General features: G+C 52.7%; 17 protein-coding genes. 1 reads left to right on the top strand and 16 read right to left on the bottom strand.

Annotation, left to right across the window (positions count from 1 at the left end):
- Positions 1 to 162: 162 nt before the first annotated feature.
- Entirely contained in the window at positions 163 to 471 is a 309-nt protein-coding gene (locus ABSH60_RS03185) for a DUF883 family protein (RefSeq protein ID WP_056782270.1), read from the bottom strand.
- Positions 472 to 574: 103 nt separating this feature from the next.
- Positions 575 to 1,090, bottom strand: a complete 516-nt coding sequence (locus tag ABSH60_RS03190; protein ID WP_390972666.1) for a DUF1097 family protein — start codon at positions 1,088 to 1,090, stop codon at positions 575 to 577.
- Positions 1,091 to 1,512: 422 nt separating this feature from the next.
- On the opposite strand from ABSH60_RS03190, the gene ABSH60_RS03195 reads away from it, so the two are divergent.
- On the top strand, positions 1,513 to 3,909 hold the full coding sequence (locus tag ABSH60_RS03195) for a putative mucin/carbohydrate-binding domain-containing protein (RefSeq protein WP_390972668.1): 2,397 nt from the start codon (positions 1,513 to 1,515) through the stop codon (positions 3,907 to 3,909).
- A gap of 65 nt (positions 3,910 to 3,974) precedes the next feature.
- Here ABSH60_RS03195 and nuoN read toward each other — a convergent pair whose 3' ends face one another.
- From nuoN to lrhA, 14 genes are all read right to left on the bottom strand, one after another.
- Positions 3,975 to 5,435 (bottom strand): NADH-quinone oxidoreductase subunit NuoN, encoded by a 1,461-nt coding sequence (gene nuoN, locus ABSH60_RS03200; protein WP_056782262.1) that lies wholly within the window; start codon positions 5,433 to 5,435, stop codon positions 3,975 to 3,977.
- A 6-nt stretch (positions 5,436 to 5,441) separates the two neighbouring features.
- Positions 5,442 to 6,971, bottom strand: coding sequence for an NADH-quinone oxidoreductase subunit M (nuoM, locus tag ABSH60_RS03205; protein ID WP_056782259.1), 1,530 nt, complete (start codon positions 6,969 to 6,971; stop codon positions 5,442 to 5,444).
- A 96-nt stretch (positions 6,972 to 7,067) separates the two neighbouring features.
- Positions 7,068 to 8,915, bottom strand: coding sequence for an NADH-quinone oxidoreductase subunit L (gene nuoL / locus ABSH60_RS03210; protein WP_122097549.1), 1,848 nt, complete (start codon positions 8,913 to 8,915; stop codon positions 7,068 to 7,070).
- The gene (gene nuoK / locus ABSH60_RS03215) at positions 8,912 to 9,214 is read right to left on the bottom strand and encodes an NADH-quinone oxidoreductase subunit NuoK (RefSeq protein WP_056782255.1); all 303 of its coding nucleotides are present in this window, start codon (positions 9,212 to 9,214) and stop codon (positions 8,912 to 8,914) included. Before nuoK ends, nuoL begins: the two co-directional genes overlap by 4 nt.
- A complete protein-coding gene (nuoJ, locus tag ABSH60_RS03220) occupies positions 9,211 to 9,768 on the bottom strand; it encodes an NADH-quinone oxidoreductase subunit J (protein WP_122097548.1) in 558 nt (185 codons plus the stop codon). The genes nuoK and nuoJ overlap by 4 nt, the downstream gene beginning before the upstream one ends.
- 12 nt (positions 9,769 to 9,780) lie before the next feature.
- Positions 9,781 to 10,323, bottom strand: a complete 543-nt coding sequence (nuoI, locus tag ABSH60_RS03225; protein ID WP_056782251.1) for an NADH-quinone oxidoreductase subunit NuoI — start codon at positions 10,321 to 10,323, stop codon at positions 9,781 to 9,783.
- A gap of 14 nt (positions 10,324 to 10,337) precedes the next feature.
- On the bottom strand, positions 10,338 to 11,315 hold the full coding sequence (nuoH, locus tag ABSH60_RS03230) for an NADH-quinone oxidoreductase subunit NuoH (RefSeq protein ID WP_056782249.1): 978 nt from the start codon (positions 11,313 to 11,315) through the stop codon (positions 10,338 to 10,340).
- On the bottom strand, positions 11,312 to 14,038 hold the full coding sequence (gene nuoG, locus ABSH60_RS03235) for an NADH-quinone oxidoreductase subunit NuoG (RefSeq protein WP_390972672.1): 2,727 nt from the start codon (positions 14,036 to 14,038) through the stop codon (positions 11,312 to 11,314). The genes nuoH and nuoG overlap by 4 nt, the downstream gene beginning before the upstream one ends.
- A gap of 143 nt (positions 14,039 to 14,181) precedes the next feature.
- Positions 14,182 to 15,552 carry an NADH-quinone oxidoreductase subunit NuoF gene (gene nuoF / locus ABSH60_RS03240; RefSeq protein ID WP_056782245.1) on the bottom strand — a complete coding sequence of 457 codons (1,371 nt, stop codon included), beginning with the start codon at positions 15,550 to 15,552 and terminating at the stop codon, positions 14,182 to 14,184.
- The gene (nuoE, locus tag ABSH60_RS03245; RefSeq protein WP_390972674.1) at positions 15,549 to 16,085 is read right to left on the bottom strand and encodes an NADH-quinone oxidoreductase subunit NuoE; all 537 of its coding nucleotides are present in this window, start codon (positions 16,083 to 16,085) and stop codon (positions 15,549 to 15,551) included. The genes nuoF and nuoE overlap by 4 nt, the downstream gene beginning before the upstream one ends.
- A gap of 2 nt (positions 16,086 to 16,087) precedes the next feature.
- Positions 16,088 to 17,887 carry an NADH-quinone oxidoreductase subunit C/D gene (gene nuoC, locus ABSH60_RS03250; RefSeq protein WP_056782243.1) on the bottom strand — a complete coding sequence of 600 codons (1,800 nt, stop codon included), beginning with the start codon at positions 17,885 to 17,887 and terminating at the stop codon, positions 16,088 to 16,090.
- A gap of 88 nt (positions 17,888 to 17,975) precedes the next feature.
- Entirely contained in the window at positions 17,976 to 18,650 is a 675-nt protein-coding gene (locus tag ABSH60_RS03255; RefSeq protein ID WP_390972676.1) for an NADH-quinone oxidoreductase subunit NuoB, read from the bottom strand.
- A 22-nt stretch (positions 18,651 to 18,672) separates the two neighbouring features.
- A complete protein-coding gene (locus tag ABSH60_RS03260; protein ID WP_072158212.1) occupies positions 18,673 to 19,116 on the bottom strand; it encodes an NADH-quinone oxidoreductase subunit A in 444 nt (147 codons plus the stop codon).
- A gap of 704 nt (positions 19,117 to 19,820) precedes the next feature.
- Entirely contained in the window at positions 19,821 to 20,765 is a 945-nt protein-coding gene (gene lrhA, locus ABSH60_RS03265; protein ID WP_056782235.1) for a transcriptional regulator LrhA, read from the bottom strand.
- Positions 20,766 to 21,263 lie beyond the last annotated feature (498 nt).

Consider the following 21,263-nt stretch of genomic DNA (forward strand, 5'->3'; position numbering starts at 1 on the left):
GGCGTTACGAAAAATGAAAATATGCGACAGATCAAGCTGTAGTGAGAGCTATAAGCTACGAAGGAGTATAGGAGGAGAAAAAAGGATTATCAAAGCGGCAGAACGCGCAAAAGCGGAGGAAATGAGGGCAGCCTGATGGCTGCCCTGCGGATTACCGGAGACTTAGCGGCGCAGCAACAGGCCGACAACTAAACCTACTGCAGCACCGACACCCACACCGTGCCACGGATTTTCGCGCACATAGCTGTCGGTTTGCTCGGCAACATCACGTGCTTTGCGACAGTAGGAACGGGCTTTCGGATCAAGGCGGTTTTTGATGTCCTTCAGCGCGTATTCTGCGCGGGACTTGATTTCAACGTACTTTTCGTCAGCTTTATCACCGGAAGACTTCAGCACTTCTTCCAGCGTTTCAGTCAGCATGCGTAAATCGTCATCTAACGAATTCTGCTGTGATTCAAATTGGTCAGCCATGGATATCTCCTTATGATGTGATCATTCACTTGTCATTAACCGTAGCGCAGATCGGGATGAAATGCCTGTGAGATTTCACATAAACTTCCGTAAAAACGGGGTTTTAAGAACCTTCCGACCCTTTGGTCTGAGTAAACGCGGGCGTTTTTCTCGCGGCCAGTTGCTGTTTCTCACGCTGTTTTGCCAGCCATAATCCGCTGTTTTTCATCGCGTAACCGAAAACCAGTCCAACAAGCAAAGAGACGACCACCAGACGCCAGTTCCCCTGAGCGGCAAAGGTCGCGCAGGCGCCGATAAAGGTGCCGGGCACAAACGCCAGCCACTGCTGACGCGCCTGAATACACATCAGGAAGGCCACAACGCCGGTCAGCATATAACCCAGAATGCTCCACTCAGGTCGCATGGCGCTGCCCGCCATGATAACCACCGCCCAGAAGACGCCACTCATACAGGTCAGCGTGCTGATAACCAGCCCGCGCAGGCCGCCTTGCGGGCAAGCGAAGTACGCCGTACAGCCGAGGAAACCCGCCCAGCCGATGAGTCCCAGACTGATGGCTACCCAGCCCCAGACACCGGAGAGGATGCCGGTGGTGATCGCGATCATCACTAAAACATTCATGGTCTAAAACCTGCGCAATGTTGAACAAGCGCGCAGTTTACTCATTGATGGCAAGAATGGAATGGGCAAGATCACATTTCCAATGTAATTTTATGTTGAACGTACATATAAATGTGACTCAGATCGCAAAATGAGCCACTTTTGCTCTTTACTCCTTCACTCCTGACCACGTCATGGCGCATCCGGGATAGATGTGATGGGAATATTTCGCCTGATAAAAGTCATGAAGATAATTAATCATGATTTTTACTTCTCTCTTTTTATTGATGATGGTTTTGTTAGGCATTGTTATTTCACCCGCACGACGTCCTGTTTATATAATTCATCCGGCTTCATATGAAAACACCCGTCAATTTTAATAAGCGGCATGTATAAAAGAATGCTGCTTATTACCTCTGAATTAATATACCGGAGTTGTAAAGATGACTATTATTACACGTGAGAAAACACTTTATACCTTGCAGGATCCTACCTGGCTGAAAAAAGCCGGCATCGATAAAGGTATTAACCACGACCGTCAGCATATTGACCTGATCCTCGCCGCTGGCGACACGCTGACGGTTCAGCAAACGAACCCCAAGTTCACCGCCCCTCTGACGCTCTGGTTACTAAACACTGACTCGGAGACAGAAAAATCCTTCTCCGTCACCAGCAAAGCTACCGATATCTCGTTCACGACCACTTCCGTCCCCTTCATCACCACGCCCTATACGTCTTCAGCAGAATTACCGGTGGTAAAATTCAGTTTCTCTTCAACCGCCAAACCTCTGCCTGTCTATAATTTAAATGATAACGAACGCGCCTTCTTCCAATTATGGGACGGACACGATGCAGAGTTTGCTTTAATTCATTCTCAATATATTCAGATCCTGGTTCCCAAGAGTGATAAAGCAAAAATGAAAAACACCGGGACAGCGGATAATTTGAATGGGATAATTAATAATTATACCCAAATCTTTGAATTCTATAATTCCCTTATGGGGATCAGCGTTGATGCAACCGTCGCCACGGATAAAAATATCCCTAACCGCTATTTTGCTAAAGCAGATCTGAACGGTCCCGGCGGGGCTTACTACGGTACAAACTGGACGGCGGAATCAAGTTCCAACATCGCAGGGTATTGGCTCGCCGCCATGATCGATAACTGGGGAGCATTACATGAAATCGGGCATGGGTATGAAGGCAAATTTGTCTCGGATCCCCAATTTTCTACCCACGAAGTCTGGAACAACATTTTTGCCGCCAGTTTCCAAAACCTGGTGTTAGGTGATCTGGTTTACAAGAAAGGCTGGTTATACAACTACGGTAAAGAGGCCGCCGTTCTCGCGACCATTCAAAAAAACCTCAAAGATAACAAATCTGTCGCAAGCTGGGATCTGCGTTCCAAACTGTTCTTCATGATGCAGTTGAAAGACCGTGGGGGTGACAACGCCTTCACCCATTTCTACAAAAATTACCGGGTCATCAGCAATCAAAGCGGCTTTGTGGCCTCTGACTATCTGGTGCTGGATTTATTGTCTGACAGTTACCTTCAAATTGGCGGAGTGGATGTCACCCCTTATATCTATCGTGCGGGTGCAACACTCTCGGATAAACAACGCGAAATCAATCTGTTTAATGACGGTGAACCGGCTTATCCCCTTTCAGAACTGGTCAGCAGCACTGACGCTGCTACCCTCAGAACCAGCCTGAATCTGCCTTCGGTATTGTCTCTGGTCACCGCGACAGAGCTTGCGTCCACGTCATTAAAAGGCGATCTGACCATTGTGTTGAACATTGAGGATTCAACCCAAATCAGCGGAGAAAGCGCATTTCTGCTGAGCGAAGATGCCAGCCAGCCGTTGCTGTCCATCCCGATTTCCGATGACAAGCTGACGCTGTCACAACTGCCGATAGGTGCCTACAAATTGCAGCTTCCTACTGGCAAAAGTAAGAAGTATTACGTCAATGGTCATTACGCCATCGTTAAAAATGGCAGCAATACCCAGACAGCAACTTATGAAACTAAGCTCGGTGCATTACTGGCAAACCAGTCTTTCAACTTCCTGGGGCTTTCGGATTCTTTGTTCTGCACCCTAAAAATCGATCATACCAGGCAAACCATCAGGGTGGATGTGAACAACACTTCCCCGCATTCTTACTTCGTTAATCAGGCCTATGCCAAAATTGAAATTTACGATCTGGCAGGCAACATTGTTTACAACCGCACCATCAATGGTGATAAGACGACCACATCGCACGATGTCATTGCGTTTGAACCGAACTATCGCATCAACATTTTCCACGCCGAAGTCACTAATCGTCTCAAGCTGAGCCCTTATATCGCGGGTGTGGTGAATACCAAATCGTCCAATAACAGTTTTATTGTCACACCGGCCGGTCTGGTCAACGTCGCGGTAGAGAACGATCCCTTTGTGTCTCTGGCTGCCAGTATCAGTAAGCAGGCTGAGATCATCAGAGCGACTCCTGCCATGCTGGCGGCGAAATTTGCCTCCGCGAAAGACGACATTTACATGGCGATTGCGCTGTTCCCAAGCCCGCAAAAAGAGCAATTGCTGGAAGACTACAAAGACGTTATTCCTTCAAATGACAGCGTTGTTCCCGAACCCGTGATTCAGCCGAATGGATTCACGCTCAATCTTCAGGGAAATGCGGAGGGTTCTGAGTTTACTTATGAAGCGACGGTGACGGCTAACGGCTGTGAAGCGGGGGCCAGCAAAACGCTGATTGCCGCCGATGGGAAAAACCCTTCATTGCAGGTGACCGTCTCTGATGAAAACGGCAAAGCACTGTTTAAATATGTTCATCAAAATCCTTAATCCCTTAGTCGTGCAATAAAAAAAGCCGCTCAGATGAGCGGCTTTGTTGTTCATAACAGTGTCGGTCAGAGCATAGGTTGCGCCATCTGTACCAGCGTAATCAGCGGTTGCGGATAGATACCCAGCAACAACACCAGAATCGCGGAAATCAGCACAACCACACCACCTGCCGTCAGCGCCCAGTTGTTCGGGGTATCACGCACCAGTGTTTCCGGTGCACTCAGATACAGGCTGACAGTGACGCGCAGATAGTAGTAAAGGCCAATCGCAGATCCCACCACCACGGCTCCGGTCAGCCACCACAGATGCGCGGTCACACCGGTCGCAATCACGTAGAACTTACCGATAAAGCCCAGCGTCATCGGAATACCGGCCAGTGACAGCATCATCACCGTCATTACCGCAGACAGAATCGGCTTATGCCAGAACAGACCACGGTAGGAGAACAGTGATTCTGCATCCGGGCCTTTGTACGGGCTGGACATCAGGCTGACCACACCGAACGCGCCGAGGCTGCTGAACAGGTACCCGGCCAGATAAACACCGACAGTTTCCATCGACAGCTGATGCGTTTGTACTGCAATCAGCGCCACCAGCAGATAACCGAGGTGGGCGATGGAGGAGTAGCCGAGCAGACGTTTAATGTTGCTCTGGCTGATGGCCATCACGTTACCGACCAGAATCGAGCAGAAGGCAATAATGCCCAGCACGATGCGGATCGCTTCGCTGTCAGCCACCGGCGCGTAGAGGAACAAACGCATCACGACTGCAAAGATAGCGATCTTGCTGGCGGTTGCCAGGAAGGTCGATACCGGTGCTGGCGCGCCCTGATACACATCCGGCGTCCACAGGTGGAAAGGCACCAGCGACAGCTTGAAGCCCAGGCCGACAATCATCATACCCAGACCAGCCAGCAACAGCGGCTGGTGTAGCATCACGCCGTCGCCCAGATTTTTGCCCAGTGACGCGAAGGACAAATCACCAGACTGTGCGTACAGCAGCGCCATACCAAACAGCAGGAAAGAGGACGCAGCCGCGGAGAGCAGCATGTATTTGATGGCCGCTTCGAGAGAGCGTTTCTGACGATAGGCGTAACCAATCAGGCCGAACAATGGCAGCGAGATCAGTTCGATTCCGAGGAACATTGACGCCAGATGGTTAGAGCACGCCAGCAGAATGCCGCCCATTGCCGCGATGAGAACTAAGAGATAGAACTCTTCGCGGTTGTCCGGATAGCCGGCCAGCCATGGGTAAGCAAAGGTGCTGGTTGCCAGACTCGCCAGCAACACCAGACCGATGTAGAACATCGAGTAGCCGTCAACGCGCAGCAGCGGCGTAACGTCCTGTGGCCCGACCTGCGCGACATAGTAGAGGGAAAGTAAGGCAACGTTCAGCCCGATGACTGTCAGTGTGGCATTGAGAAAATGGTCGCGTCGCCACGCAATGGACAGCATCACCACCACCACCGTCAATCCGACGATCATCAGCGGTAATAGTGCGATCAGATTTTGAAGTGTAAATGTCATGGCGAGTTACGGCCTTGTCGTTGAAATAGTGGAAACTGATGACCCATACCAGTGCTGAATGTTGGTCATCGCTGCACTTGAGGTATCCAGAATGGGCTGCGGGAAGAAGCCCAGCGCCACCAGCAATACCACCAGTAACAGAATGATCGACAGTTCGCGTGCGGTCATGCCCGGCAACGGCTGGTCAGACTTTCCTTTACCGTAGTAAGCGCGCTGCATCATCGCCAGAGAATACACTGAGGCAAACACCAGACCGAAGGTCGAGATGACAGTAATCACCGGCACAACCGGGAAGCTGCCAAACAGGATCATGATTTCACCCACGAAGTTACCGGTACCCGGCATCCCTAAGGTCGCCACTGCAAAGAACAGCGACAACGCTGGCAGGTATTTAATTCGGCCCCACAATCCGCCCATCTGGCGCATATCGCGGGTATGCAGACGTTCGTAAAGCTGACCACAGATGATGAACATACCGGCTGCGGACAGACCGTGTGCAATCATCTGAATCACTGCGCCCTGGTACGCCAGCTGGCTGCCGGTGTAGATAGCGATCAGTACGAAGCCCATGTGCGAAACAGAGGTATACGCAATCAGACGCTTAATGTCGGTCTGCGCGAATGCCATCCATGCGCCGTAGAAGATACCAATCACGCCCAGCCACATGGCGATCGGGGCAAACTCGTGTGATGCATTCGGGAACAATGGCAGACAGAAACGCAACATCCCGTAGGCAGCGGTTTTCAGCAAGATACCGGCTAAGTCAACGGAACCTGCAGTCGGCGCCTGACTGTGCGCATCCGGCAACCAGCCATGCAACGGCACTACTGGCATTTTCACCGCAAACGCGATAAAGAAGCCGAGCATCAGCAGATATTCAACACCGTTCGACATAGGTGTTTTCAGCAAGTCTGCGTAGTTGAATGTCCACACGCCGGTGGCGCTGTAATGCACAAACACCAGACCGAGGATGGCAATCAACATCACCAGACCGCTGGACTGCGTGTAGATGAAGAACTTGGTTGCTGCGCTGATACGCGTTTTACCGTCTGACGCTTTGTGACCCCACAGAGCAATCAGGAAGTACATCGGCACCAACATCATTTCCCAGAAGAAGAAGAACAGGAACAAGTCGATGGCGAGGAACACGCCGATTACGCCGCCGAGGATCCACAACAGGTTCAGGTGGAAGAAACCCTGATACTTCTGGATTTCACGCCACGAACAGAGGATCGCCAGTACGCCGAGCAAACCGGTCAGCACGACCATCAGCAAGGACAAACCGTCCAGCGCCAGATGGAAGCTGATACCAAAACGAGGGATCCACGGCACCGAGAATTCGGATTGCCACTGTGGAATACCCGCAGGTGATGTTAATGAGTATCCTCCCTGCAACCACAATTGCACGGAAAGAGCCAGCGTCAGCCCCATCGCAATCAACGCGATCCAGCGCGGTACTTTGCTCCCAAAGCGCTCAGTCTGCCAGCACAGCAGCCCGCCGATAAAGGGGATAAATATTAGCCAAGGTAATAGCATGGCGTGTCGTTCCCTTCTTTTATGCCCGTAGGCTATTTCACTTGCCGGCCGTCAGACAGACAAACCGGCATTGATAATCACACCCGTAAGACAGGCTTAAATCACCAGCAGCAGCGCAAGAACAACCACTGCACCCAGCCCCATTGACGCGACGTACCAGCGGACCATACCGTTCTCGCTCAGCGTCAGACCGCGATTCCCCAGACGGGTAAAGATCGCAGGCAGATTCATCATCGAGTTCAGCGGGTCACGTTGCAGGAGTTTCGCGATAGCCAGATACGGTTTCACGAAAATCATGTTGTACAGCCAGTCGAAGCCCCAGGCGTGGAACCACCAGGTCGTGAAGAAACGACCCGGTGCGCTTTTCGCGATGCTGTTTACCAGCGAGCGTTTACCCAGATACAGGGCCGCCGCCAGCAGAATACCGGCAATCGCAATCACGCCTGACGTGATTTCCAGGGTCAGCACGCTGCCATGCGCCAGCTCAGTGGTTTCCGGCAGAACGCCTTTCAGAGGCGGAACAATCATCGCGCCAATGAAGGTGGACAGAACCAGTAACACCAGCAGCGGCAGGTGATGAGTGATGCCTTTACCCGCATGGGCCTTAATTTTTTCTTCGCCATGGAAGACGATGAAGATCATGCGGAAGGTGTACAGCGAGGTCATAAACGCACCCACCAGACCCGCGACCATCAGATTGAGATGACCGTTAGCCAGCGCACCGGCAAGGATTTCATCTTTACTGAAGAAGCCCGCGGTAATGATTGGCAAGGCTGACAACGCCGCGCCGCCGACCAGGAAGCAGACATACACCAGCGGAATGGATTTACGCAATCCACCCATTTTGAAGATGTTCTGCTCGTGGTGGCAGGCCAAAATGACCGAACCGGAAGAAAGGAACAGGAGTGCTTTGAAGAACGCATGCGTCATCAGGTGGAAGATTGCTGCATCCCACGCCTGTACGCCCAGCGCCAGGAACATGTAACCAATCTGGCTCATGGTCGAGTAAGCAAGAACACGTTTGATGTCGGTTTGCACCAGTGCCGCAAAACCTGCCAGCACCAGCGTTACCGCACCAATAATGCCCACCAGATGCAGAACCTCAGGCGCCATCAGGAACAGGCCGTGGGTACGTGCAATCAGGTAAACACCGGCGGTAACCATGGTTGCGGCGTGGATAAGCGCGGAAACCGGTGTCGGACCGGCCATGGCGTCTGCCAGCCAGGTCTGAAGCGGAAGCTGTGCGGATTTACCCACTGCGCCACCCAGTAACATCAGGGTTGCCCAGGTGATTGCCGTGTCGCCTACCGCCAGTTTCTGCGGTGCCAGCACCATCAGTTCACGGATATTCAGCGTACCCAGCTCGCGGTACAAAATGAACAGCGCAAATGCCAGGAACACGTCGCCGACACGGGTCACAATGAACGCTTTCATCGCTGCCGCGCCGTTGGCCGGGTTGGTGTAGTAGAAACCGATCAACAGGTAGCTGCAAAGACCCACGCCTTCCCAGCCGAGGTACATCAGCAACAGGTTATCTGCCAGGACCAAAACGACCATGCTGGCGATAAACAGGTTGGTGTACGCGAAGAAGCGGGAGTAACCCTCTTCACCACGCATGTACCAGGACGCGAACATGTGGATGAAGAAGCCGACGCCGGTGACCACAGACAGCATGGTCATTGACAGGCCGTCGAGGATCAGCGTTGCGGAGATATTGAAATCGCCGACCTGCATCCAGTTCCACAGTGTCTGACTAAAGACGTCAACGCCTGCCGCTTTCTGGCTAAGGAAGTTGATGCCAACGTAGACAGTGGTCAGCGCTGCCAGACCAATCGACCCCACGCCAATGGTAGCAGACGTATTTTCAGACCAGCGACCGCGTGAGAAGGCCAGTAACAGGAAGCCAATCAGCGGGAACAGAATTGTTAAATATAATAAGTTCATCCGCGCATCTCACTGACAGTATCAATATTCAGAGTGTGGCGACGGCGATAGAGTTGCAGCAGCAACGCCAGACCAATACTGGCCTCCGCCGCAGCCAGGCTGATCGCCAGGATGTACATCACCTGTCCGTCTGCCTGACCCCAATAGCTTCCAGCCACAATGAACGCCAGCGCCGCTGCGTTGATCATCACTTCCAGACTGATCAGCATAAACAGCAGGTTACGACGGACAATCAGCCCGGTCAGCCCCAACACAAAGAGAATCGCGGCCAGGATCAGGCCATGTTGTAGAGGGATCATGCTCTCTCCTCCGTTTTTCGTTTCGCCATTTCCGTCGTGGCCGGTGCGTCACCAAAGACTTCACCCGCTTTATGTTCACGACCGATGTGGAACGCCACGACCAGACCGGCCAGCAGCAGCATTGACGCCAGTTCCACGGCCAGAACGTAAGGACCAAACAGCGCGATGCCGACGGCTTTCGCGTCAACCATCTCGCCTTTGATGCCGTGGTCGTGCAGACCAAGAATTGATGCGATCATCACGCCCAGCAGAACAACTGCCAGAATCGAAGGACCGATCCAGGTCGAAGGTTGCAACCATGCGCGTTCCTGCTCCTGGACGTTGCCAAGGTTCAGCATCATCACCACGAACACGAACAGCACCATGATGGCCCCGGCGTAAACAATGATCTCCAGCGCACCGGCGAAGTACGCGCCGAGCGAGAAGAACACCGCAGCAATCGCCAGCAAAGAGACGATCAGATACAGCAGTGCATGTACCGGGTTGGTATGCGTGATAACACGCAATGTCGCCAACACGGCCACCAGGGCTGCAATATAAAATGCAAATTCCATGCTTGCGGCTCCTTAGGGCAACAGACCTTTGACGTTGATCGGTTTGGCTTCGTTTTCCGCATCGCCTTTCGGCTTGCCGTCAACGGCCATACCGGACATCCGGTAGAAGTTATATTCCGGATATTTACCCGGTCCAGAGATCAACAAATCTTCTTTTTCGTACACCAGATCCTGGCGTTTGAATTCACCCATTTCGAAGTCCGGCGTCAGCTGGATAGCTGTTGTCGGGCACGCTTCTTCACACAGGCCGCAGAAAATGCAGCGTGAGAAGTTGATGCGGAAGAACTCCGGGTACCAGCGACCGTCTTTATGCTCTGCTTTTTGCAGAGAAATACAGCCTACCGGACAGGCTACCGCACACAGGTTACAGGCAACGCAGCGCTCTTCACCGTCGGGATCGCGCGTCAGCACGATACGACCACGGTAACGCGGAGGTGGATTGACCGGCACTTCCGGGTACATCTGGGTTTCGCGCTTGGCGAAGGCATGCATGCCTATCATCCACAAGCTGCGAACCTGGGTCCCGAACCCGACCACTATGTCTTTCAATGTCATGGTTTCATCACCCCTTATTGCGCGTTGTACAAGATGACCGCAGCGGTCGCCAGCAGATTAAGCAAGGTCAATGGCAGGCAAACTTTCCAGCCAAATGACATCACCTGGTCGTAGCGGGGACGCGGTAAAGCAGCACGGATCAAAATGAACATCACCATGAAGAACGCCGTTTTCAGTGCAAACCAGATCACCGGATACAGGAACGGACCCTGCCAGCCACCGAAGAACAAGGTCACGATCAGCGCAGAAACCGTCACGATACCGATATATTCCCCCACGAAGAACAGACCGAATTTCATACCGGAATATTCAATGTGGTAACCATCGGCCAGTTCTTGCTCGGCTTCCGGCTGGTCAAACGGGTGACGGTGACAGACAGCGACACCGGCGATGGCAAAGGTCACAAAACCGAAGAACTGCGGAATGATATTCCACATGTGCGACTGAGAAATGACGATGTCCTGCAGATTGAAGGAACCGGCCTGAGCCACAACGCCCATCAGTGATAAACCGAGGAACACTTCGTAGCTCAGTGTCTGGGCAGACGCACGCATCGCACCCAGCAGCGAGTATTTGTTGTTACTGGACCAGCCAGCGAACAACACGGCATAGACGGTCAGACCGGCCATCATCAGGAAGAACAAAATACCGATGTTCAGATCTGCGGCGAACCAAGTCGGACTGACCGGAACAATCGCAAAGGAGATCAGCAGGGACGTAAACGCAATCATCGGGGCCAGCGTAAAGATGGCTTTGTCGGTGAATTTAGGTACCCAGTCTTCCTTGAAGAACATCTTGATCATGTCAGCAACCAACTGCAGGGAACCGCCCCAGCCGACACGGTTTGGTCCGTAGCGGTTCTGGAACAGGCCGAGCAGGCGACGCTCGCCGAAGCTCATGAAAGCCCCGCAGGTCACGACGATCAGCAGGATCACGATAGCTTTCAGGACGGCGATCAGCGTGTCGATTACGACAGGTGTAAACCAGCTCATTGTGCAGCCTCCCGCAGATTTTCAACCGTAGCGCCAACCAGAATCGGCGGAATACCCGGCAAGCCCAGCGGTAAACCAAGCTGACCCTGATTCAGGGTTTCACTCAGGCGAACTGGCAATTTCAGTGTCTGACCGGCACAGGTGAATTCCACCTGAGAACCTGCATTCACGCCTAGCTGCGCGGCATCGGCCGGGTTAACCATCACATAAGGCGCTGGCATACGTTGCTGAATGACGGAAGAACGCTGGGTCATCTCTTCACTGCCGAACAGGTGGTAGTAAGGCGCGACACGCCAGTTACCCACTGTGGTGGTGAATGCAGCAGGGATAGTGGTGAAGTAGTCGAGACTCCCCTCCCCCGCTTCGATGAGACGCACACCCGGATCACCGTGGCGCAGACTGCCGCCAACTTCGCTCTGGAATTTGTTCCAGGCTTGCGGTGAGTTCCAGCCAGGTGCCCAGGCAAAAGGTACCTGATTGCGGTTGGCTGTCGGGCTGTTGTTCCCTTCCATCGAGAAGGCAAACATGGTGTCTTTATCTTGCGGCTGACGCGGTTCGTGCACGCTGATGTTCGCGCGCATTGCAGTACGTCCACTGGAGCGGTTCGGAGAACGCGCCAGTTTCTGACCACGAATGCGGAAGCTGGCATTTGGCGCAGCTTCAACCATACCTTTCAGCTGCGGCAATGCCTCGACGCAGGCTTCGATCACGTGATCGAGCTGAGTCCAGTCAACGTGGCGGCTGTTGACGGTTGAATGCAGCGAGTGCATCCAGCGCCAGCTTTCCAGCATGGAAACGGTGGTGTCGTAGTAAGCCGGATCGTAGACCTGGAAGAAGCGCTGAGCGCGGCCTTCCTGATTCACCAGCGTACCGTCGCTTTCGGCAAAACTCGCCGCAGGCAGGATCAGACTGGCTTTATCCATGATGCGCGTGCGCTGATGGTCAACAACCACCAGGTTTTGCACACTGGCAAGCGCCGCATCCACCTTCGCTTCAGGAGCCTGACGATAAAGGTCATTTTCCATCACAATGGCGCTGTCTGCGCCGCCGCTGGCCAGCAACTCAAGCGCATCATCCAGCGTACCGCCGCCAATCATGGACAGGCCGATGCTGTTTGCCGCAGAAGCCACGAAAGTGATACCGACATCACTGCCCGCCACTTTCAATGCTTTGGCGATGTTCGCTGCCGCTTCAATGATCGCATCAGAACCGGCGTTAGAACCGGTAATGATCAGAGGCTTACGGGCACCGGTCAGCGCCTGCACGATCACGTCGATTTTTTTGTTCAGACCATCAGCCAGATCGCTGACCGCTGGCGCTGAATTGTCCAGCGCATGGGCAATTGCAAAGCCGAAACGGGCCTGCTCATCGACCGGCGCACGGTAATTGTACGCTGCGATATCGTCGAGTTTGGTGTTGTCTACGTTGGTAATAAACAGCGGATGTTTGGCGTGCTGACCGATGTTTTGCACCGCCGCAATCTGCCAGTCAGCAACACGCTGAGCGGCGGCCATTGCACGGGCTTTACCTTTAACAGCCTGACGGACAGACAGAGCGATACGGGCACCGGTCTGAGTCAGATCTTCGCCCAGCACCAGCACGGCATCGTACTCTTCGATTTCACGCAATGCTGGCGTATGTACACCGCTGTTGCGCAGAACGTTGAGCATCAGTTGCAGACGACCCTGCTCTGCGGCGTTGATCCCGGTGTAGAAGTTTTCGGCTCCCACCAGTTCACGCAGGGCAAAGTTGCTTTCCAGGCTAGCGCGTGGAGAACCGATACCGATGGTTTTCTTCGCCTGACGGATGATGTCTGCCGCGCCCTGCATCGCCTGTTCAGCGTTCAGTTCGATCCAGTCGTTGCCACGCAGTTGTAATGGCTTCTTAGGACGATCTTTCAGGTTCACGTAGCCATAGCCGAAACGGCCACGGTCGCAGAGGAAGTAGTGGTTTACGGTACCGTTATAACGGTTTTCGATACGACGCAGTTCGCCATAACGCTCACCCGGGCTGGTGTTACAGCCAACAGAACATTGCTGACAGATGCTTGGCGCAAACTGCATGTCCCATTTACGGTTATAGCGTTCGGAGTGCGTTTTATCGGTGAATACGCCGGTCGGACACACTTCTACCAGGTTACCGGAGAACTCGCTTTCCAGCGGGCCATCTTCCGGACGACCGAAATAGACGTTGTCGTGCGCGCCATATACACCCAGATCTGTGCCGTCAGCGTAATCCTTGTAGTAACGGACACAGCGATAACAGGCGATACAGCGGTTCATTTCGTGAGAGATGAACGGGCCGAGATCCTGATTGTTATGGGTACGCTTGGTGAAACGGTAACGGCGCATACTGTGGCCGGTCATGACTGTCATATCCTGCAGGTGACAGTTACCGCCCTCCTCACACACCGGACAGTCGTGCGGATGGTTGGTCATCAACCATTCCACAACGCTCTCGCGAAACTCTTTCGCTTCGCCGTCGTCGATGGAAATGAAGGTGCCATCAGACGCTGGTGTCATACATGACATCACCAGACGACCGCGCGTGTCTTCCGCGTTTTGGTATTGCTTAACCGCACATTGGCGGCAAGCGCCGACGCTTCCCAGCGCCGGATGCCAGCAAAAATAAGGAATATCGAGGCCGAGAGAGAGGCAAGCCTGTAACAGGTTGTCCGCTCCGTCTACATCGTATTCTTTGCCGTCTACATGAATCGTAGCCATAGTCAGCATGCTTCCACGTGGCCCACCTGACGGCGGGCGTTAATCAAAAATTCTTGCCGGGTTGGCGTCTATCACTCGACAGCGCGTCCCTTGTATTGGGATTTCGCGCACAGCGGGCTCACGTCCGCTGCCTGTTGCCTTCACTACCAGCGCTGTTTCAGCAGATTGTTTGGCTGAATACCGCCAATCGCCCGCGCATTGCTGTAATGCTGTTTGGCGATACCCGCCTCAAACTCTTCCCGGAAATATTTAATCGCACTCTGTAATGGCTCCACGGCACCCGGCGCGTGTGCGCAGAAGGTTTTGCCCGGACCAAGCTGGCGGCAAAGCTGTTCGAGAGTTTCAATGTCTCCCGGCTGCCCTTCACCACGTTCCAGCGCGCGCAGGATCTTCACACTCCATGGCAAACCGTCGCGGCACGGCGTACACCAGCCACAAGATTCACGGGCGAAGAACTCTTCCAGATTTCGTACCAGCGGAACCATGCCAATTTCATGATCGACTGCCATCGCCAACGCAGTACCCAGACGGCTACCGGCTTTACCGATGCTGGCGAAATCCATAGGCAGATCCAGGTGATCGGCAGTCAGGAAGTCAGTCCCTGCGCCGCCCGGTTGCCAGGCTTTGAATTTCAGGCCATCACGCATACCACCGGCATAATCTTCAAGAATTTCACGTGCAGTCGTACCAAACGGCAGTTCCCAAACGCCCGGATTTTTCACCCGACCGGAGAAGCCCATCAGTTTGGTGCCTGCATCTTCGCTTTTGCCCGCAGACATCCCTTTGTACCAATCCACGCCGTGCTCAAGAATGGCAGGCACGTTACACAGGGTTTCGACGTTGTTCACACAGGTCGGTTTACCCCATGCACCGGCAGAGGCCGGGAACGGTGGTTTGGAACGCGGGTTAGCGCGGCGGCCTTCCAGCGAGTTAATCAGTGCTGTCTCTTCACCGCAGATGTAGCGGCCCGCACCGGTATGCACGATCAGTTCGAAATCAAAACCGGTACCGAGGATATTTTTACCCAGCAGACCCGCTTCAGTGGCTTCAGCAATCGCGCGACGCAGGTTCACGGCGGCTTCGATATATTCGCCACGCAGGAAGATGTAGCCACGGTAAGATTTCAGCGCAAACGCGGAAATCAGCATGCCTTCCACCAGCAGGTGTGGCATTTGTTCCATCAGCATGCGGTCTTTGTAAGTACCGGGTTCCATCTCATCAGCGTTACACAGCAGATAGCGGATGTTCATGCTTTCGTCTTTTGGCATCAGGCTCCACTTCAAACCGGTGGAGAAACCTGCCCCGCCGCGCCCTTTCAGGCCAGCGTCTTTTACCAGGTTGACGATCTCTTCCTGCGCCATGCTTTTGAGCGCCTTTTCTGCGCCGACGTAACCGTTTTTGCTGCGGTATTCGTCGATCCAGACCGGCTGCTCATCGTCACGCATACGCCATGTCAGCGGATGCATTTCCGGCGTGCGTTCAATATGTCTTGGCGTATAACCGTTGATTGTCATACATAGCGCTCCAGTAGCTGGCCGATGGCTTCTGGTGTCAGGCGGCTGTGCGTGTCCTCGTCGATCATCATCGACGGGCCTTTGTCACAGTTACCGAGACAACAGGTCGGCAGCAGAGTAAAGCGACCGTCTTGCGTCGTTTCACCCGGCTTGATGTGCAACTGTTGTTCCAGCGCAGCCTGGATCCCCTGATAACCGGTGATGTGGCACACCACGCTGTCACAGTAACGGATCACATGGCGGCCAACCGGCTGGCGGAAGATCTGGCTGTAAAACGTCGCCACACCTTCAACGTCACTGGCCGGAATGCCCAGAACATCGGAGATCGCGTAGATAGCGCCGTCTGGCACCCAGCCACGCGCTTTTTGCACGATCTTCAACGCTTCGATAGAAGCCGCGCGGGCATCTTCGTAGTGATGTTTCTCGTGTTCAATCGCTTCGCATTCAGCATCGCTCAGCTCAAACACCGGCGTGATCACCGGCTCGCTGACGTTGATGAACTGAACCTCTGAGTTTTTATTGATATCTGTCATCGTTAGCGGTCCACATCTGACATTACAAAATCGATACTGCCCAGATACACGATCAGGTCGGATACCAGGCTGCCACGGATTACGGACGGGATCTGCTGCAAATGCGGGAAACTTGGCGTACGGACTCGTGTGCGGTAGCTCATGGTGCTGCCGTCACTGGTCAGGTAGTAGCTGTTGATCCCTTTGGTGGCTTCCACCATCTGGAAAGATTCTTGCGCAGGCATGATCGGCCCCCACGACACTTGCAGGAAGTGCGTGATCAGGGTTTCGATATGTTGCAGGGTGCGCTCTTTCGGTGGCGGCGTGGTCAGCGGATGATCCGCCTTGAACGGGCCTTCAGGCATGTTTTTGTAGCACTGTTCCAGAATGCGCAGGCTTTGGCGAAGCTCTTCCACTTTCAGCATTACACGGGAATAGCAGTCGCTGACGCCGTCGCCGACCGGCACTTCAAAGTCAAAGTTTTCGTAACCGGAATACGGACGCCATTTACGCACGTCGAAGTCGATGCCGGTGGCACGCAGGCCAGCGCCGGTGGTGCCCCACGCCAGCGCGTCATCCGCGTTGTACGCAGCTACGCCTTTGGAACGGCCAATCAGAATCGTGTTTTTCAGCGCCGCTTTGACGTAGGAATCCAGTCGGGCTGGCATCCAGTCAAGGAATTCACGCAGCAGACGATCCCAGCCTTTCGGCAGATCATGCGCAACGCCACCGATACGGAACCAGGCCGGGTGCATACGGAAACCAGTGATCGCTTCCACCAGATCGTAGATTTTCTGACGATCAGTAAAGGCGAAGAACACTGGCGTCATCGCGCCCACGTCCTGAATAAACGTAGAGATGTACAGCAGGTGGCTGTTGATGCGGAACAGTTCAGACAACATCACGCGAATGGTGTTGACGCGATCCGGCGTGACGATACCGGCAAGTTTTTCAACGGCCAGCACGTAAGGCATTTCGTTAACGCAACCGCCGAGATATTCAATACGGTCAGTGTAAGGAATGTAGCTGTGCCATGACTGGCGCTCGCCCATTTTTTCAGCACCACGGTGGTGGTAACCGACATCCGGTACACAGTCGACAATCTCTTCGCCATCAAGCTGCAGGATGATGCGGAACGCACCGTGTGATGACGGGTGGTTTGGACCGAGGTTAAGGAACATAAAGTCCTCATTTTCGGTGCCACGCTTCATGCCCCAGTCTTCCGGCTTGAAGGTCAGCGCTTCCATCTCGAGCTCTTCTTTTTGCTTGGTCAGCTCATAAGGATCGAACTCGGTGGCACGCGCCGGATAATCTTTACGCAACGGATGTCCTTCCCAGGTCTGCGGCATCATGATGCGCGTCAGGTGCGGGTGGCCATCGAAGGTAATACCAAACATTTCCCAGGTTTCACGCTCGTACCAGTTGGCGTTCGGGAACACCTTGGTCAAGGTCGGAACATGGAGATCGTTTTCCGCTAACGCCACCTTGATCATGATGTCGCGGTTACGCTCGACGGAGATCAGGTGATAGAAAACGGAAAAATCCGCGGCCGGTAAACCGTCGCGGTGAGTACGTAAACGCTCATCAACGCCATGCAAGTCGAACAGCATGACATAAGGTTTTGGCTGTTTTCGTAGAAAGGTAATCGCTTCCAGTACCTGTTCACGCTTGAACCACACCACGGGAATTCCGGTACGGGTCGGCTGAACAGTAAAGGCCTCAGGCCCAAAACGGTTACGCAACTCGCCAATAACCGGATCATCAAGATGATCACGGGTATGCCATGCTGGCAGGGCGGTATTTTGCGTCGTCAAATCTGTCATAATTTTTTTCACCACACTAAATGGTCATTTATGCCGTAAGGGGGATATGCATACACCACCCCTCAGGGTTGACTCTCAGATCGCAGTGTTAAATCTCGTCCGGCGAACGCAGATTTGTCACGGCTATGCGTTCAGCACGTTTACGCTCTTTTTCAGACTGCATATTCGCGCGGTAAACACCCTGATCGCCGACGACCCATGACAATGGGCGGCGTTCTTTACCGATAGATTCCTGCAGCAGCAACAGCGCCTGCATGTAAGCCTCAGGACGCGGCGGGCACCCCGGGATATACACATCGACAGGCAGGAATTTATCCACACCCTGCACGACGGAATAAATATCGTACATACCGCCGGAGTTCGCACAGGCACCCATCGAAATCACCCATTTCGGCTCGAGCATCTGGTCATACAAACGTTGGATCACCGGGGCCATTTTGGTGAAGCAGGTGCCTGCCACGACCATGAAGTCGGCCTGACGCGGCGATGCACGCAGAACTTCTGCACCAAAACGCGCGACGTCATGCACCGCAGTGAATGACGTCACCATTTCGACGTAGCAGCAGGAAAGGCCGAAGTTGTACGGCCAGAGGGAGTTTTTGCGTCCCCAGTTCACCATGCCGTGCATTGATTCCTGAAGGTTTCCCATGAAAACGCTGCGTTTAACCTGCTCCTGGAGTGGATCGCCGACCACCTCCTGATTCTGCAGGGGGTAACGGTCGTTCTCACCGTCCGGGTCTACGCGGGTGAGCGTATAGTCCATCTTATTGCCTCGCTATGACTTACTACTGAGGGTGACTGTTGGTATTAATCGCCGGGCTTGGTTTAACAGGTCCTTTCGAACGTGTTGGCGTCCAGTCCAGCGCGCCAATCCGCACCAGATAAAACAAACCAGCCAGCAGTACCAAAATGAAAATGGTGGCTTCGACGAAACCGGTCCAACCGCTTTCACGGATAGAAGTTGACCATGCATACAGATACAAGGCTTCAACGTCGAAAATAACGAAAAACATCGCGACCAGATAGAATTTGGCGGAGAGACGCAGGCGGGCTGAGCCCACGGATGCGATACCAGACTCATAAGGGGTATTTTTGTAACGCGCTCTGGCTCTCCCGCCGAGGAACGCGGCGCCCAGTAACATCAGGCAGCAAAGCCCCATTGCGACGATAAGATAAACGGCGAACGCCCAGTGTTGAGCGATGACTTCAGTGGCTGTTGACATACTCATTGCTTACTCATCAAAAGTGGCGCTTTGGCATCTGCTCTATGGGTTCGGCAGTTTGCGCACCACATCGATTCAAGGGAAGGATTAATAACCACACAGTTCACGACTCAACAAAGGATTAAGCCAGTGATTTGTTGTGGGCTTTTTACCCTTTTCTATAACCTTTTGTCAACTTTGACAAAAGTATCTCCACATTAGTTTACATGCTTATCATTTAATTAACATTACATGCGACAACACTTAAGCTAAATCGTGTCAGTTAAAAAGGGTGATAAAGCATGAGCCTGTGACGGGAGTTATGACATCTTTGTTGCTTTGCTATTGTCGCAGGAATAGACAACGCTTCCACTCTCTTATTAGGGTTATTTTTTTGATCCAGGTCAGAGTTCTGTCAATTTCGACAGAAAAAAAGCCGCACTTTTAACAAGTTTTGTTGAATAACAGAAAACAACAAGTCAATGGCGAGAAAAAATCACTGATTTTCCCACGCGAAAAAAAAGCCTATTTTTGCGTGATTTAGTAGGGTGATAATGAAGACCAGAAACAGTCAGGACGGGGAACAAGCAGCATTAAGAGAGGAAAAAACAAGTTTGGCGTGAGATTTTAAATAAAACACCCAAAAAGAGAGGTTTTACTACCCGAAAGGAGTAGATGCCTTTACCCCCGCCCTGCTGTATCCGGGCGGGAGGTAAAAAGAGGCGATAATCTTAACTTTTTGAATCAGCCAGCAGTTCATGATCGTCATCCACTACAGGCCGGGGACCGTAAGCGCTGAGAGAATAAGGATCATTGCCCTGTTCAACCGCGTTGAAAATGGCCATCGCCAGTTCATTGTTACAGTTGGCATTTTTATACAGTACATATTGCGTGTCAGGCAGACGCGGCAGACCATCCTGTTCACCCAGAACGCGCAGTTCAGGGCTCATCATTTCAATAGGTCTTGCGGTCACGCCCAACCCGGCGCGAACGGCGGCGCGTATAGCCGACAATGTCGATGCCACGTAAGCGATACGCCACGGAATACCGGCCTGATTCAGGTATTCTGTCGCCATCTGGCGGTACGGGCTTGGCTCATCAAGTACCACGAGCGGCACACTGTCACCGGATGGATACGCGAAATCTGCCGCGCAGTACCAGAGCGTAGGTGACGTCCGCAGAATGATATGAGGATGTTCTGTGCCCGTCATCGTAGTGATGGCCAGATCGATCTCTTCACTTTCCAGCATCGATAACATAAACGGACTGCGTTTTACCCGTACATCGATTGACAGTTTCGGGTACACAGACGTCACGCGACTGAGCAGAAAAGGCAAAATGGTATCGGCGGTATCATCGGATGCACCGATGGTAATTCCGCCCTGAACATTGCTGTACATCAAAGAGGTGCAGGCTTCATCGTTAAAACGAAGAATTTTGCGTGCATACCCCAATAACTGAATGCCGTGTTCAGTTAATAATTTATTGCGTCCGTGCCTGGCAAACAGTTCTTTTCCAACGAGTTGTTCAAGACGTTGCATTTGTTGACTGACTGCCGACTGAGTACGACACACAGCAGCAGCTGCTGCAGCGAACGTATTCAAATCCGCAACAGCTACAAATGTCCTCAACAGGTCAAGATCGAGATTGAGGATTGGACGATTTGCATTTGTCATAGTTTTTCTTCGCTTTATAGAATCTAATAACAAGCTACCCTGATGCTGCGTCAAAGTATCAGCATCCGCAGAATACCAGATATGTCAGGTACTCACTCATTAGATAAGCAAAATTGAGAAATATTTGTGCCTGAAAAATTTCATAGAAGCAGTTTTCATCTCCTCAGATGCCGTGAAAAATCTCCACACAAAAGTTAAATGATTAGCCAGGCTTAATTAATAAGAATAAACCATTTTCGCCTGCTCCACTCACCTATTTTCTTTGCGCTTTTCCTGCCCACACCTGAGGTTGAAGCCTGTCAGCAAGCCGGATACATAAGTTAAATTTACCGTTCAGATAAGTTGTAAGACAATATAATTCAACAAATTCATTAGCTCACGCTGATATCAAACTGATGACTAAAAAATCAGTTTAGCGGCCATTAAGATATTTTCATAATCGCCCGTTATTATTTGTGCTGATTTTATTAAATATACGTAAAGGGTGCCCTTGTAAAA

Origin of the sequence: Rahnella sp. R3(2024) (genome assembly GCF_042920125.1) — a bacterium.
GTDB classification, from domain to species: Bacteria; Pseudomonadota; Gammaproteobacteria; order Enterobacterales; family Enterobacteriaceae; genus Rahnella; species Rahnella rivi.